The following is a 13009-nucleotide window of genomic DNA, read 5'->3' on the forward strand; positions in this document are numbered from 1 at the left end:
CATCAAGATGCAAGCTTGCTGAACGTCGGTAGAAGGCGAGTGTTCGGCCGTTCTCGGGCGGGACGTTGAAGCATCGCATCAGGAGATACTCTTGGACCAACTTGGCTTTGCTCTCATCGTAGCGCTGCTACGAGCATTGTCTCTGCTTCCTTACGGGTTGGTCGCGAGGCTCGGCAGCGCAATCGGGGCAGCCTTGTATGTGCTTCCAAGTCGCCGCAAACACATAGTCTTTGTCAATCTGCGCCTCTGCTTCCCCGAGAAGACCGAACGCGAATACGATAATCTCGCGAGGAACCACTTCCGCCACGTGGTGCGTAGCTATCTCGAGCGAGGCATTCAGTGGTTCGGTAGCGCGACGTCGCTGAATGATCTCGTCGAGATCGAAAGCAAAATTGACCTTTACGACGAGGATGCTCCGCCTACAATCTTTATGGGCTTTCATTTCGTGGCCATCGAGGTTGGCTGCATCCTTTTCTCGACACGCCTGCCCGCCGCCTCATTGTATACACGTATGTCGAATACACGCTTGTGCGATCTGGCCAGGCGACAACGTGGCAGGTTTGGCGCAGAGATGATTGAGCGCTCAACGAGCGCCAGAAAGATCGTGGGACTGTTGCGCTCAGGCAAGCCCGTAATGCTTGCGGCGGACATGGATCATGGCATTGATAACTCTGTTTTTGTCTCATTCTTCGGCGTTTCCGCCTGCACACTCACTTCCGTTTCGCGACTTGCACGGCTCGGTCATGCGCGGGTTGTGCCGTTCGTGACCGAGGTGCTGCCGAATTACCGAGGATACAAGTTGACAGTCTTCGAACCGTTCGACGATTTCCCATCCGAAAGCGACGTGGTTGACGCGCGGCGCATGAATGCGTTTCTTGAGGAGCAGATTTTGAAATGTCCGGAACAGTATTACTGGGTACATCGACGCTTTAAGCACCGTCCACCGGGAGCGGCAGGGGTCTACTGAGCACGTCATTTTGTCCTTGTGCCAAGGGACCCGCCGAAGCGGACGATCTAACCGCGCCGGCACTACCGCAGTCAATAACGTTTGCGGATGGCCGGAAAGGCAATGTCCGATCACCTGCCGGGCGACTCGAAGGAATGAATGACCGCTGCACTCTGAAAGCTGCCAGGAAGGTGGCTTCCGGTCCAGCGTCCGGAGTGGGTCGAGGGCGTGTGAAAACGCGCGCTGAATGCAACCCCCTGAAAAATCGACCCTTCAGATCGTGCTGTATTGGCTTGGCAGCCACTCGGGAAGGGTAAAGCGACACCCGAAAACCGAGTACTTTCGCGTTTTCACACGGCTTCGGTCGGGTTATGCCTTTTGTATGAGATGCGCACCCGGCGCGATCGCCGCGCACGACACGTGGGGCAAGGTGCGGCCAGTTATAGCCATTCGATCGAGCGCTGACATGGACGCTCGAACGTCAAGTTCAATCGGATAACGGCCCTTTTGTGCTGCACAGATCGAAGGCCGCCTGCACTCGTCGGAAACTTCATGCAGTCGGGCATCGGCCGCGAGCAAGGCTCCTTCGTCAAGGTGCATCTAACGCGATGTCCACCACGATTTTTCCGCGTGCGGTGGCGTCCGTTATCGCGTCATAGGCGGGTTCCGCGGACCCAAGATCGAACCGGCGAGGATCGAGATTCGGCGTGAGCTTGCCGGCTTCCGTCAGCCGTGTGGCTTCGCGGAGCATCTCTCCGTGGTGTGCACGATGCTTACCCGTCAGAAGGGGATAAAGGGTGAACACGCCTGAGTATGTCGCTTCGCGAAACGACAGCGGAGCGAGCGCATGCGTACCCCAACCCAGCGCGCTGACCACATGACCAAAATGCTTGACGGCGGCAAACGAAGCATCGAGCGTTGGGCCGCCAACGGTGTCTACAACCAGGTCAAAGCCTGCGCCCTGTGTCAATGATTCGACGTATTGGTCGACGGACTGCGCCTGATAGTCGATTGGCGTAGCGCCTAGGTATCTCGCTGGAGCTTGTTCACGGATTCGCGCCTCTATAACCTCGCGCGGAGCGAAGCGGACTTGGCGTTCCGCATCCCCCCTTGACGAACCGGACGTCATCCAGCGCAAATTAATGCACCTTGACTACGCGTTGTATGGACATGTCGATCTGGTCCCGCCGTCGCGCGGGCAGGGAGACGGCATCAGGCTGATCAGCATGGACAGCGCCTTCGGCTCGCTGCCCGACGTCGAGTGGGTCAAGCGCATGCTGCCCAAGGCGAAGATCGTGTTCGGCAGCAACAATCGTGGTGTCCAGGCGTGCATGTGTGCTGGGGAGGTGGCTTCGCCGTGATGCCTTGCCCGTTTGGCGATGTGAGCCCCAGCGCCCTTCACCGCCAGCGCACGCGGAAGAGGCAGACCAGCCAGCATGGCGCGCCAAGCCGCAGGCGTACGCCACAGTCGATAACATCTTTGCGGCGCGCGAGCCGTTCAATCGTAAGCCGTCAATTAACGACGCCCTTCCAATGAGAGGCGTAGGGGCAGATGCTAAGTGTCCGCGTGGACACATGCACACCTACCTCTATGACAGAGAAACAAGACCTTCGAAGCAGACTGGTAGCCGGCCGCAAACGCGATGGCCGACGGGAATTTAACGAAGATGCGGTGCAGGAGCTGGTCGTGATGTGCCTGAGGCCGGGCGTGTCAATCGCACGAGCTGCCATGGACCACGACGTCAATCCGAACCAGTTGCGTCGATGGATCACACGCTATCAGCAGACGCAAAGTTCGCTGACGTCAGGGGGCGCTGACCCGATGGTCATCGATGATGTTCCCATCGAGGTTTCCGCACCGACGTCCCTGAGTCCTATGACTTCGGCCATAACGCCAGCGTTTGTGCCGGTCGTTTGTGCGCCATCAGCAGTATCTCCGGTGGATCGGCCAGGTTCGTCCCCGGTGTCGGCAATGGCGCTTGCGTTACACGTACGGCTACCGAATGGAGTGGAGTTCGACTTCGGCGATGCAAGCGTCGACGAATTGACGACGATCATCCAGATGCTGGGGAGGATGCCGTGTTCCGGTTCGACGAAAGCCTGAAGGTGTATCTGCACCGCGAGCCCGTGGACTTCCGCATGGGGATCAACGGCCTGTCGATTCTCGTCGAGCAGGCGATGTCCCTGAACCCGATGGCCCGAGCTCTCTACGTATTCGCCAACCGCCGGCGGGACCGGATCAAGATTCTTTGCTGGGACGGCAACGGCTTCTGGCTGTTACTCAAGCGTCTTGAAGCGAACGACCGTTTTGTCTGGCCCGCTGCCACCGAGATTGCCATGCTTGGCGTTGAGCAGCTTCACTGGTTGCTACAAGGCATCGACGTTACTGCCATCAGGAAACACCCGCAACGACATTACGCGCGCGTGAGTTGAACAGGACGACGGCGCACAGGTCTAACCTGGCATGCCGATCAACGTCACGATCACCGCCGAGGAACTCAAGGAGCTGCTCGCCGCGCGCGCTGAGCTCGATGTCGCTCAGCAAGAACGTGATGAGCTACGCAGCACACTGCGACTCGTGACTGCTGAGCGGGACCTGGCCGAGGAACGGCTGCGTGCCTACAACCGTGAGTTGTTCGGTGCATCGAGCGAGGCACGCGAATCCAGCCAGTTCGGCCTGTTCAACGAAGCAGAAGCGTTGGCGAGCGCTGGCGGCCAGCCCGCGCAAGAGGACATTCCGACAACGACGGTAGCCACCCATGCGCGTAAAAAGCGCGGTCGCAAGCCGCTCGATCCAGCGCTGCCGCGCGAGATCGTCCGGCATGAACTTCCCGAGTCGGAGCGCTTCTGCGCCAACGATGGCCACGCACTCGTTGAGATCGGCGTCGAAACCAGCGAGCAGCTCGACGTGATCCCGGAGCAGATTCGGGTCGTTCAGCACCAGCGCATCAAATACGCATGCCCGTGTTGCGATCTGGGCATCAAGGTCACGCCGGCGCCACCACGGATTATTCCGCGCGGACTGTTCACCGAATCGGCGCTAGCGTGGGTCATCACCGGCAAATACCAGTTTGGCATGCCGATCTACCGTCAGGCAGGACTGCTACGCCGTTTCGGCGGCGACATCTCGTCGAACACGATCGCCGTCAGCGTCGTGCGCGCAGGGCTGGCAGCCCAGCCGGTGATCAATCTGATGCGCGATGTACTGCTTGAGTCCGACCTGATCTATGGCGACGAAACCACCTTCCAGGTGCTCAAGGAGCCTGGGCGACGGCCACAAACCAAGAGCTATATCTGGGCTCAGATGAATGGTTCAGGGCCACCTATACGGCTGTTCACCTACACGCCTGGACGCGGAGCGAAACATGCAGCGCAGCTTTATGCCGATATAAAACCCGGCGCTGCATTGATGACCGACGGGTACGAGCTATACAGCGGCATCGCACGCGACCATCAACTCGTCCCCCTTGGATGTTGGGCTCACGCGAGGCGCGCACTCGTCAAGGCTGAGGAAACGGTGCCGAAAGCGGCCCGCACGCCAAACCTGTTGGCCACGCGCTTCATCCACCTGATCGGACGGCTGTTCGCTGCCGAGGCACGTAGCGCAAAGTGGACAGCCGATCGGCGTCAGCGATTACGACGCCGCTACAGCGTACGCGTGCTTGCCATCATCAAGCAGATGCTGATCGAGCATCGACCCACCGTCGTTCCCGGCAGCATGCTCGGCAAAGCATTGCAGTATCTAAATGGGCAATGGCCGAAGCTTAGCCGCTACGTCGAAAACGGGAACTGGCCTGTTTCGAACAACCCCTGCGAAAATGAAATCAGGCCATTCGTCGTCGCACGCAAAAGCTTCCTGTTCGCCGATACCGTTGCTGGCGCACATGCCAGCGCAAATCTCTACTCTCTGGTCCAAACCTGCAAGGCCGGTGGCATCGATCCATATCGATACCTCACCTGGCTGTTCCAGCGCCTTCCTCTCGCTCAGACCGTCGATGATTACGCCGCGCTGATGCCCTCGAACATGCCCGCTGGACCACGTTAAGTTCCTCGCTCCTCTCCATCACTCTCTGACCGGCGTCGTTATTTGACGGCTTACGTTCAATCGCGCACTTGTTGTCGACCAAGCATTTGTTGAGGCGACACCTGACAAGGGACTACGCTTCTGGTTTCGCATCTTCGGTCCCAACTATCGCATCTACTCGGAAGCGGGCGAGGCGAAAAGAGTCGCGGAGGGAAAGTACCTGTACACCGGAAACGGTGACACTACTTGGGACTTGCTGTTCCGACTTCGGCCTGAGCGCTCAAACCTCGGATTGTCCGGCAGTAGCCCGTCCTTCAACGAGCGCGTTCGTCACCCCCGTCGTCAAAGTCGCTCCTGGCCACGCCCTCTCGCTGCGCGGTGCTGCTGCGGCTGCCTAGCGCGAAGCTCCGACGGATCGAGGAAGAAGTTTCGGTTGCCCGCCATGCGCTCCACCATGAAATCAATGAATGTCTTCACCCGCAGCGATTGCTCGGTGCGATGCCCGTAGTAAATGTGGATCATGCCGTGCTCGGAGACGTGCCGCGTCAGCAACGGAACGAGACGGCCACTCCTGATATGCGTTGCCGCGTTGAAGCTGCCCAACTGCCCGATGCCGAGGCCTGATAGCACCGCCTGCGTTTCCATTGCCGTGTCGTTCACGCAGATGGTGGCGGGCACTTCGCGGTAGACGATCTCATCGCCCATCTGGAACTGCCACTGTGCGAGCTTGCCCGTGTTTGCGCGCCGGTATCCGGTGCAGCGATGCTGCGCCAGGTCTTCAATGGTGCGCGGCGCACCGTTGCGCTCGATATATTCCGGCGATGCGCACACAATCAACTGAATCGGCACCAGCCGGCGTGCGATCGAGCCGCCCGATGGCGGCGGCCCACCGCGAAACCCCACGTCGGCGCGGTCGGTCACGAGATCGGTGAACTGGTCGTCGAATTGCGCTTCGAGCTGCACGTTCGGATACAGCTTCTGGAATGCCTCAAAGTACGGCCACAAGACCGGCAACCCAAGCGCACGCGGCGCGCTCACGCGCAGCACGCCACCCACCTCCTCCTTCGAGCGCCGAGCCTCGTCTAGCGCGGATGACAGCGTTGCGAGCGCCGGCTTCGCGCTGTCGAGCAGGCGTTGGCCCTCCTCCGTCAGGCTCAGCTTGCGCGTGGTCCGATGGAAGAGCCGCACGCCCAGCTCCTTCTCCAGTTGCATCACCGCATGGCTCGCGGCCTGCGGCGAGATGCCTTGATCGACGGCCGCGCTGCGCAGGCTCCCCAGCGTTGCTGCGCGGACAAACACGGTGAGCCCACGTATTCCATTCATTGTTACCGCCCCTAATTCGCAAATAAAAGTTGATTATGACTCCAATATTGGGCGGCTAGTCTGTGTCAATCGCCACGCCTACGATGGCATCACCCGATCACACATGTAGCACCCACATAGGAGAAACATCATGGCTGGCATCCAACAAGGTGGTTTCAAGCGCGTCTGGTTCATCACCGGCGCATCGCGCGGGATCGGCGCACTGATTGCCGAAGCCGCACTCGCAGACGGCAACGCAGTCGTGGCCGCCGGGCGCAATATCGCGGCCATCACCGAGCGTCTTGGCGAATCGGGCGCGTTGCTGCCGGTTGCGCTGGACGTGACCAACGAAGCCCAGGCAAAGGCGGCCGTGCAGGCAGCAGTTGAGAAGCTCGGTCGCATTGACGTGCTGGTCAACAACGCAGGCTTTGGCCTGCTGGGCGCGGTGGAAGAATCTGCCGACAAGGACGTGCGCAGGATGTACGACACGAACGTGTTCGGCTTGCTGAACGTCACCCGTGCGGTGTTGCCGACGATGCGCGCAAACCGCTCGGGCCACGTGATCAATATTTCATCGATTGGCGGCTATCGTGCCGCAGCGGGCTTTGGCGTGTACTCGTCGACGAAGTTTGCCGTCGAGGGCATTACGGAAGCGTTGCGTGCCGAGTTGATTCCGCTTGGCGTTTACGCGACAGTTGTCGAGCCGGGGTATTTTCGTACGGACTTTCTGGATGCGTCGTCGCTGATCGTTGCGCCGGACGTGATCGACGACTATGACGAAACCTCAGGTGCGGTTCGCCGCAAGGCCGTAGAAATGAATCACAACCAGCCTGGCGATCCGGCGAAGCTTGCGGCCGCGATGATCACGCTGGTCGACGCGTCGAACCCACCGTTGCGCCTTCCGCTTGGCACGGACACACTGGCTGCCATCGCCGTGAAAAACGCTTACGTGACGCAGGAAACGGAAGCGTGGAAGGATCTGTCGGCATCGACTGACTTTGCTAGCTGAGTGACGAAAGCGGCAGCTCGGCGTGGGTTGAGCCGCTCCCCGCCTGAATGGCCGTTGCGGATCGACTTGAGCGGAGCGGAAAAGTGGTGATTGAAGTGGACCAATCGCAGATCGCGAACTTCGCAGGCAACGCTCTTGAACTGCAAGGATGGGACGGACCAGTTTTTGCGATGTCTGCCCGCGGGCGCCGCATTGTCCGGACGGCAAATAAAGCAGTTCGAGAGATTCACCGAAGTGCTACCGCTCTCTGTACCAACGGTCGAGCTCGCGGGAGGATCAGTGCGGCGCGTACTTGCAGGGATTCATCTTCAGCCACGGTACCGAAGTGCGATCACTTAACAGCGAGAGAATGTATGGACGAGGTAAAGGTAGGCTATGTGCAATGGCCGGAGGGGCTAACGCACAGCGGGGCCGAATGGGACCGCATTAGAAGAAACGTCGAGGCATCCGGCGTGGACCTGTTAATCACTAACGAGATGCCGTTCGGCAGTTGGCTTCCTGAGAGGTCCGAGTTCGACTCTTCCGCCGCGCATTCGTGGGCGGAAGCACACGAGCAGGCAATCGATGCCTTGAAGGCGCTCGAAGTAAAGGCAGTTGTGTCCTCCCGGCCGGTGATACGCGGTAGCAAGCTTGTTAATGAGGCTTTCGGCTTACAAGACGGACAATATCGTTACCTGCATCACAAAAAATTCTTCCCGCAAGAAGCGGGCTTCTATGAGGAGACTTGGTTCGACCGTGGCCAATCCGGTTTTGAGACAATCGAACTAGCGGGGCTCGAAATCGGCGTGCTCCTATGCACGGAATTGTTTTTTAACGAGCGCGCTCGAGAATACGGTAAGGGCGGGGTCGATCTCATTGTGTGCCCCAGATCAAGCGGGACGTCAATGCACCGGTGGAAGGCCGCTGGTTCATTGGCCGCGATAGTTTCGGGTGCTTATCTGATCAGCTCGAATCGCTATGGAGCGGGTGCGCTCGGTCAGCAGTTTGGGGGAATGGGGTTCGCCTTCGCGCCCGACGGTATGTTGATAGGCGAGACGAGCAAGGAGGCACCAGTCTGCATAGCAAACGTGAGCGTCGCGCTCGCGCGTCAACAGAAAACTGAGTACCCCTGCTATGTTCGTGATTTGTAGGCCGAGCTGTCAAATGATTGCGGGTTTCGATGGGGAACCATGGTTTGTGTGCACAACGGGGCGTTGATGCATGAAGTGCGGTATTTTCGTACGGACTTTCTGGATGCGTCTTCGCTGGCCGTTGCGCCGGACGTGATCAAGGACTACGACGAAACCCCCGGTACAGTTCGCCGCAAGGCCGTACAGATGAATCACAACCAGCCAGGCGACCCGACGAAGCTTGCGGCCGCGATGGTCAAGCTGGTCGACGCGCCGAATCCACCGTTGCGCCTTCCGCTTGGCACGGACACACTGGCCGCCATCGCTGCGAAAAATGCTTATGTGACGCAAGAAACGGAAGCGTGGAAGGAACTGTCAGCATCCACTGACTTCGCTTCCTAGGCGCGGAGCGCAGCGGCTCTACATCGGGTGAGCCGCTGTTAGCGCAAATGACCGCTGTGCTGTGGGAAGCCGTCGGGTGGTATTCGGTGACGCAAAGGCCGCTGCGGGTCGGGCTGAGTCCTTCCGCGCTTCGAACTCATCGCCGCGAAGCGGTCATTGGTATTTCGCTTCCCGAAAGCGGCCGGTCGTCAACGCGCACTCCGGACCCACTCCGATCAGACAACTTTCTCCAGACCGGTCAGTCAGCCCATTCCAGATTTTGCAAACTGGAGTGCCACTAAGCGGCCGTTGGCGACCTCATCCAATCGGCCAAATCCCGCTGTATGGACTTCATGAACGCAGTCGTTCGGGTGGCCGCTCCATTGCCCCTTACGGAAAGTGATTGTCAGCGGACGATGCATGTGGAGGGTAAGAAAGACTGCATGTCAGCTACATTGAGCGTTGTGAGCGCGAACGTCTTGCGCCCGTGGATCTGGGCGCTCTGTCTAACGTTCGGCCGCATAGGCGCGTTCGATAGGCGCAATGAGAGCGCGATGCAATTTCGCGTTGGTTCCGAGCACGCCTTCCCCTGACCAACCGAACCGTTCGTTTCGCAGATCGGTCACGGTCCCGCCCGCCTCGCGGATCAGCAATGCTCCCGCAATCCAGTCGGCGGCGTCATCACCCGTTTCAAGATAGGCGTCCAGCCGTCCCGCGGCGACATAAGCGAGTTGTAACGAGGTCGCCGCCATTGGACGCATCACGAACACATCGCAAGCAACCGATCCAAATAACCGTATAGCTTCTTCCTGTGCTTCTGGGCCGATCTGCAGGCGCGGTGCGACGGCTGTCCCGACCACGGCAGCCTGCAGTTCCGCTTTTGGCGAGACCTGAATGCGACCGCCGTTGAGCGTTGCCCCCTCGCTGGCGACTGCGACGAACAGTTCGTCTAGTGCGGGATCGAACACCGTAGAAAACAACGTTTCATCGCCGGTCACAAGTGCGAGCGAACTCGACCACAACGGTAGCCCCTGCAGATAATGGTAAGCACCATCGATGGGGTCGTACAGCCAGTATGGTCTAGCAGCCTGCCCAGCAGGCCGCTCCTCTTCGTCGTGCCAGCCGATGTCCGGATACTTCTCCTGCAACATGCGGCGCAACTGCTCCTTAGCACAAGCGCTGATCCTGGACAGCTGACTGATCTGCTCAGGAATTGTAGCGTCCTGAGCTTTCGCCGGTCGCGTCGACGCGATTTCTAGCGTGATGGTACGAACGAGATCGGCGCAAGCCTGATAGTCGGTCATAGTTGTGTTTGCAAATTTTGTGAAGACGAGATGGTAAAAGTATAGCGATGGCGGATCGAATCTGCCGGGTCGGTGCTCGCATCGTTTGCACGCTCTTGGTGACCAATAAGCGTCACCGAAAGTGGCACAGGCGCTTGCCAGCGAGCGCTATGCGATGCTCGATGACGGCATGGCGGTCATACCTGTTGCCGTGCCCCCCTGGTCGAACAACCCGTCGAGCAGCAGATCGCCGCGACGGTGCGCGCCAGGGAATCTTGATGTAGTGGGGACCGTCAGTCAACAGACCGCTCTCTGCGGACCAGAGCCATTGCATCCTCCGTATTCGAAGTGTGCCGCTGGTTACGGTAACAACAAGCGGCTAGCGTCGAAGTTCAGGCCTCAAGCCTGCAATGATTCGAGCAGCGTCCTTCGCAGGCGGTAATCCGAACACCCGAGCATATTCGCGACTGAACTGGGTTGGACTCTCGTAGCCGACTTCATGCGCCACCGTAGTGACACTCTGGCCGGCCGTGATGAGGCGTGTGCGCGCCTGAAGCAGGCGAATCTGTTTCTGGTACTGCAGTGGGCTGAGCGAGGTCACGGCTTTGAAGTGGCGGTGAAACGCTGACACGCTCATCGCCGCGTCTTCGGCGAGTTCGTGCATCCGCAGGGGGTGCGCGTAATCCCGGCGGATACGCTGGATGATCCGATTCATTCGCGACAGTGCGGTATCCGGCGTGGCAATGTCATGCAGCATCCAGCCCATCGGCCCTTGCAGCACTCGGTAGAGAATCTCGCGTTCATAGGCCGGTGCCAGCGCGGGAATATCGGCGGGATGCTTCATCAAACGTAGCATGCGGACCCATGCATCCAGCAGCTCCGCTGTCACTGCGGCGACCGAAAACCCCGCGTTTCCGCGAACCGGCCCGGCAGCGTTTGGCAGCTCCGACAGCAAGCCGGCGATTAGTGCCGGGTCGAGGGTCAGGCTCACCGCCAGATAGGGGGCTCCCGATTCGCTGCTGCGCACGATGCCGGCGGCAGGAAGATCGATGGACATGACGAAATATGTGGCGGGATCGTAGTGCAGGGTTTGACTGCCGACTGTCATGGATTTGCCGCCTTGAAGGATCAGGTTGACCATGGGTTCATAGACAGCTGCCAGCTCATGTTCCGGCACGGCCCCCTGGACCATCGCCACGCGTGGGATGCCCGTCTCGGTCCGACGGTTCTGCGCGTGGGCGGCCAACTTCCGGAGTTCGCTCAATTGTTCTTCCATACCTCCATTGGACTTCGAATCTTGCCTTGGGACAAGCGAAAAAAGCAGAAATAGGCAGGATTGAGGCAGGATCAGGCGAGCCGCGAAAGCGGCAGAGACCTATCGTATCGCCGTTGAACTTCAATGGAGCCACACGTGGACATCATCGTTATTACGGGAGGCAGTCGCGGCATCGGCGCCAGTACCGCCCTCGAATGCGCACAGCGCGGACTGGGGACCATCCTCACCTGCAACCGCAACCCGAATGCCGCGCAGGGTGTGGTTCGCCAGATCGAAGATGCAGGCGGCAAGGCCGTCGCCCTGCCGCTGGACGTCGCCGACGTCAGCAGCTTCCCAGCTTTCCATCACGCGGTGGAGCAGGTGCTGGCATCCACTTGGGGGGCGACTAGCCTGGCTGGTCTGGTCAACAACGCCGGCTACGGGCTTTACAACCCCATTGAAACCGTCAGTGAGTCCGAATTCAACGGGCTGATGAATGTGCATCTGAAAGGCCCTTTCTTCCTTACCCAAACGTTGCTGCCGTTGCTGCGCAATGGGGCGAGCATCGTCAACCTGACCAGCGCGACCACGCGGGTGGCCACTGCGGGCGTTGCGCCCTATGCGACCTTCAAGGGCGGCCTGGAAGTATTGACGCGCTATATGGCCAAGGAGTTCAGCGAACGCGGCATCCGGGTCAACTCAGTATCGCCTGGCCCCATTCGGACGGAACTCGGCGGAGGTCTGAACGCTGGGTTCGAAGCGCTGCTTAGCTCGCAGACCGCCCTCGGGCGCGTAGGCGAACCGGAAGACGTCGCACGCGCGATTGCTTCGCTGCTGACTGAGGATGGCGGCTGGATCAATGCCCAGAACATCGAGGTCGCCGGCGGTTACGTCATTTGAGAGGGCAAACCAATGAATGATCACGTCGTCCTCACTGCCAGCAACACCGACCGTCCGATGGCCTTCTACGGGGCATTGGAGATCGGCGCGGCAGAGATCCATGCCCCCGGGCCGCAGCTTCACGTCGTTCCGCGCTACTACGCCGCTCAGATCAGGGACATGAATGGCTGCACCCTGGAATTCGTCTACAAAAGCTGGCAGCACGGAGGTTGATGCGATGAGCGAGCAGACAGACAAGCTGTGCATGGCCGCGGACGCCCTGATCGCGGCAACCAATGCGTTCGACGTCGAAAGCGCGCTTCCCCTGTTTACCCCGGATGCGGTGATTGACGATCCGTCCACAGGCCATCGTTTCGACGGCCATGCCGGCATTCGGAGCTATATCGAGCAGTACTTTATCGGCTATCACACTGTGACCCGCTTGCTGTCTGTCGAGCGCCTCGGAAACAGCCGTGTTCGCGTTCGCGTCGATTTTACCGGGGACTTCGGCCACGAGATCGGCCTCCTTGAAATATCCGTCAACTGCTATGGATTGATCGAACGCATTGACGCGGATCTCGAATGAACGAAGCGTGGACTAACGACCGTTGCACAGTCGAAAGCGGTCACATGTTGGACGATGTGCCGACGGGCCGAAATGGGTCAGGGGACTAAACCGCTCGCGCGGTATGCGCTCCGGTTGAAGGTGGTGGTTTTTCGTAGGAAACCAGCTCTGTTTCCTATGTTGATTGATGAGGCAATCCGCCTCATTACTCGACAGGAGCCGAGCCATGACCACCCTCAGCCAAGACATCAGTCCG

At 59.5% G+C, this 13009-nt stretch carries 13 protein-coding genes and 3 pseudogenes; 12 read left to right on the forward strand and 4 right to left on the reverse strand.

Annotated elements, in window-relative coordinates:
- Window positions 1-91: 91 nt before the first annotated feature.
- Window positions 92-967: a lipid A biosynthesis lauroyl acyltransferase gene (locus AC57B1_RS32265; protein ID WP_496419766.1), complete on the forward strand. Its 876-nt coding sequence runs from the start codon at window positions 92-94 to the stop codon at window positions 965-967.
- A gap of 568 nt (window positions 968-1535) precedes the next feature.
- Here the strand turns inward: AC57B1_RS32265 and AC57B1_RS32270 are convergent.
- Window positions 1536-1976, reverse strand: a pseudogene (locus AC57B1_RS32270) (zinc-binding dehydrogenase); the annotation flags it as partial.
- A 112-nt stretch (window positions 1977-2088) separates the two neighbouring features.
- Here AC57B1_RS32270 and AC57B1_RS32275 point away from each other — a divergent pair.
- The 4 genes from AC57B1_RS32275 (at window position 2089) to tnpC (ending at window position 4991) form a co-directional block, all read left to right on the forward strand.
- The gene (locus tag AC57B1_RS32275; RefSeq protein WP_496419767.1) at window positions 2089-2307 is read left to right on the forward strand and encodes a hypothetical protein; all 219 of its coding nucleotides are present in this window, start codon (window positions 2089-2091) and stop codon (window positions 2305-2307) included.
- Window positions 2308-2636: 329 nt separating this feature from the next.
- Window positions 2637-3050, forward strand: coding sequence for a transposase (locus AC57B1_RS32280; RefSeq protein WP_306303630.1), 414 nt, complete (start codon window positions 2637-2639; stop codon window positions 3048-3050).
- Window positions 3026-3379 (forward strand): IS66 family insertion sequence element accessory protein TnpB, encoded by a 354-nt coding sequence (gene tnpB / locus AC57B1_RS32285; protein WP_045707058.1) that lies wholly within the window; start codon window positions 3026-3028, stop codon window positions 3377-3379. The genes AC57B1_RS32280 and tnpB overlap by 25 nt, the downstream gene beginning before the upstream one ends.
- Window positions 3380-3410: 31 nt before the next feature.
- The gene (gene tnpC, locus AC57B1_RS32290; RefSeq protein ID WP_496419768.1) at window positions 3411-4991 is read left to right on the forward strand and encodes an IS66 family transposase; all 1581 of its coding nucleotides are present in this window, start codon (window positions 3411-3413) and stop codon (window positions 4989-4991) included.
- 321 nt (window positions 4992-5312) lie between these two features.
- On the opposite strand, the gene AC57B1_RS32295 is transcribed toward tnpC, so the two are convergent.
- Window positions 5313-6293, reverse strand: coding sequence for a LysR family transcriptional regulator (locus AC57B1_RS32295; protein ID WP_496419769.1), 981 nt, complete (start codon window positions 6291-6293; stop codon window positions 5313-5315).
- Window positions 6294-6423: 130 nt separating this feature from the next.
- Between AC57B1_RS32295 and AC57B1_RS32300 the strand changes: the two genes are divergently transcribed.
- The 4 genes and pseudogenes from AC57B1_RS32300 to AC57B1_RS32315 all read left to right on the forward strand — a co-directional run.
- Window positions 6424-7281, forward strand: a complete 858-nt coding sequence (locus AC57B1_RS32300) for an oxidoreductase (protein ID WP_496419770.1) — start codon at window positions 6424-6426, stop codon at window positions 7279-7281.
- A 47-nt stretch (window positions 7282-7328) separates the two neighbouring features.
- A pseudogene (locus tag AC57B1_RS32305) lies at window positions 7329-7484 on the forward strand (arginine deiminase-related protein); the annotation flags it as partial.
- Window positions 7485-7634: 150 nt separating this feature from the next.
- On the forward strand, window positions 7635-8411 hold the full coding sequence (locus tag AC57B1_RS32310) for a carbon-nitrogen hydrolase family protein (RefSeq protein WP_496419792.1): 777 nt from the start codon (window positions 7635-7637) through the stop codon (window positions 8409-8411).
- A gap of 72 nt (window positions 8412-8483) precedes the next feature.
- A pseudogene (locus AC57B1_RS32315) lies at window positions 8484-8792 on the forward strand (short-chain dehydrogenase/reductase); the annotation flags it as partial.
- 485 nt (window positions 8793-9277) lie between these two features.
- Here the strand turns inward: AC57B1_RS32315 and AC57B1_RS32320 are convergent.
- A complete protein-coding gene (locus tag AC57B1_RS32320; RefSeq protein ID WP_496419771.1) occupies window positions 9278-10075 on the reverse strand; it encodes an inositol monophosphatase family protein in 798 nt (265 codons plus the stop codon).
- 358 nt (window positions 10076-10433) lie between these two features.
- Window positions 10434-11330, reverse strand: coding sequence for an AraC family transcriptional regulator (locus tag AC57B1_RS32325; RefSeq protein ID WP_496419772.1), 897 nt, complete (start codon window positions 11328-11330; stop codon window positions 10434-10436).
- A 135-nt stretch (window positions 11331-11465) separates the two neighbouring features.
- Between AC57B1_RS32325 and AC57B1_RS32330 the strand changes: the two genes are divergently transcribed.
- Genes AC57B1_RS32330 through AC57B1_RS32340 form a run of 3 tightly spaced genes read left to right on the forward strand, consistent with a single transcriptional unit; the run spans window position 11466 to window position 12774 of the window.
- The gene (locus tag AC57B1_RS32330) at window positions 11466-12209 is read left to right on the forward strand and encodes an SDR family NAD(P)-dependent oxidoreductase (RefSeq protein WP_496419773.1); all 744 of its coding nucleotides are present in this window, start codon (window positions 11466-11468) and stop codon (window positions 12207-12209) included.
- 12 nt (window positions 12210-12221) lie between these two features.
- On the forward strand, window positions 12222-12422 hold the full coding sequence (locus AC57B1_RS32335; RefSeq protein WP_496419774.1) for a VOC family protein: 201 nt from the start codon (window positions 12222-12224) through the stop codon (window positions 12420-12422).
- 4 nt (window positions 12423-12426) lie between these two features.
- Entirely contained in the window at window positions 12427-12774 is a 348-nt protein-coding gene (locus AC57B1_RS32340; RefSeq protein WP_496419775.1) for a YybH family protein, read from the forward strand.
- The last annotated feature ends 235 nt before the right edge of the window (window positions 12775-13009 follow it).

This window comes from Paraburkholderia sp. BGA-UO-ETr-F21, assembly GCF_059567925.1.

Excerpts from the sequence above, each read along its gene's own strand:
- AC57B1_RS32275 (WP_496419767.1), top strand. The coding sequence starts at position 2,089 with ATGCACCTTGACTACGCGTTGTATGGACATGTCGATCTGGTCCCGCCG.
- AC57B1_RS32280 (WP_306303630.1), top strand. The coding sequence starts at position 2,637 with ATGTGCCTGAGGCCGGGCGTGTCAATCGCACGAGCTGCCATGGACCAC.
- tnpC (WP_496419768.1), top strand. The coding sequence starts at position 3,411 with ATGCCGATCAACGTCACGATCACCGCCGAGGAACTCAAGGAGCTGCTC.
- AC57B1_RS32295 (WP_496419769.1), bottom strand. The coding sequence starts at position 6,293 with ATGAATGGAATACGTGGGCTCACCGTGTTTGTCCGCGCAGCAACGCTG.
- AC57B1_RS32300 (WP_496419770.1), top strand. The coding sequence starts at position 6,424 with ATGGCTGGCATCCAACAAGGTGGTTTCAAGCGCGTCTGGTTCATCACC.
- AC57B1_RS32310 (WP_496419792.1), top strand. The coding sequence starts at position 7,635 with ATGGACGAGGTAAAGGTAGGCTATGTGCAATGGCCGGAGGGGCTAACG.
- AC57B1_RS32320 (WP_496419771.1), bottom strand. The coding sequence starts at position 10,075 with ATGACCGACTATCAGGCTTGCGCCGATCTCGTTCGTACCATCACGCTA.
- AC57B1_RS32325 (WP_496419772.1), bottom strand. The coding sequence starts at position 11,330 with ATGGAAGAACAATTGAGCGAACTCCGGAAGTTGGCCGCCCACGCGCAG.
- AC57B1_RS32335 (WP_496419774.1), top strand. The coding sequence starts at position 12,222 with ATGAATGATCACGTCGTCCTCACTGCCAGCAACACCGACCGTCCGATG.
- AC57B1_RS32340 (WP_496419775.1), top strand. The coding sequence starts at position 12,427 with ATGAGCGAGCAGACAGACAAGCTGTGCATGGCCGCGGACGCCCTGATC.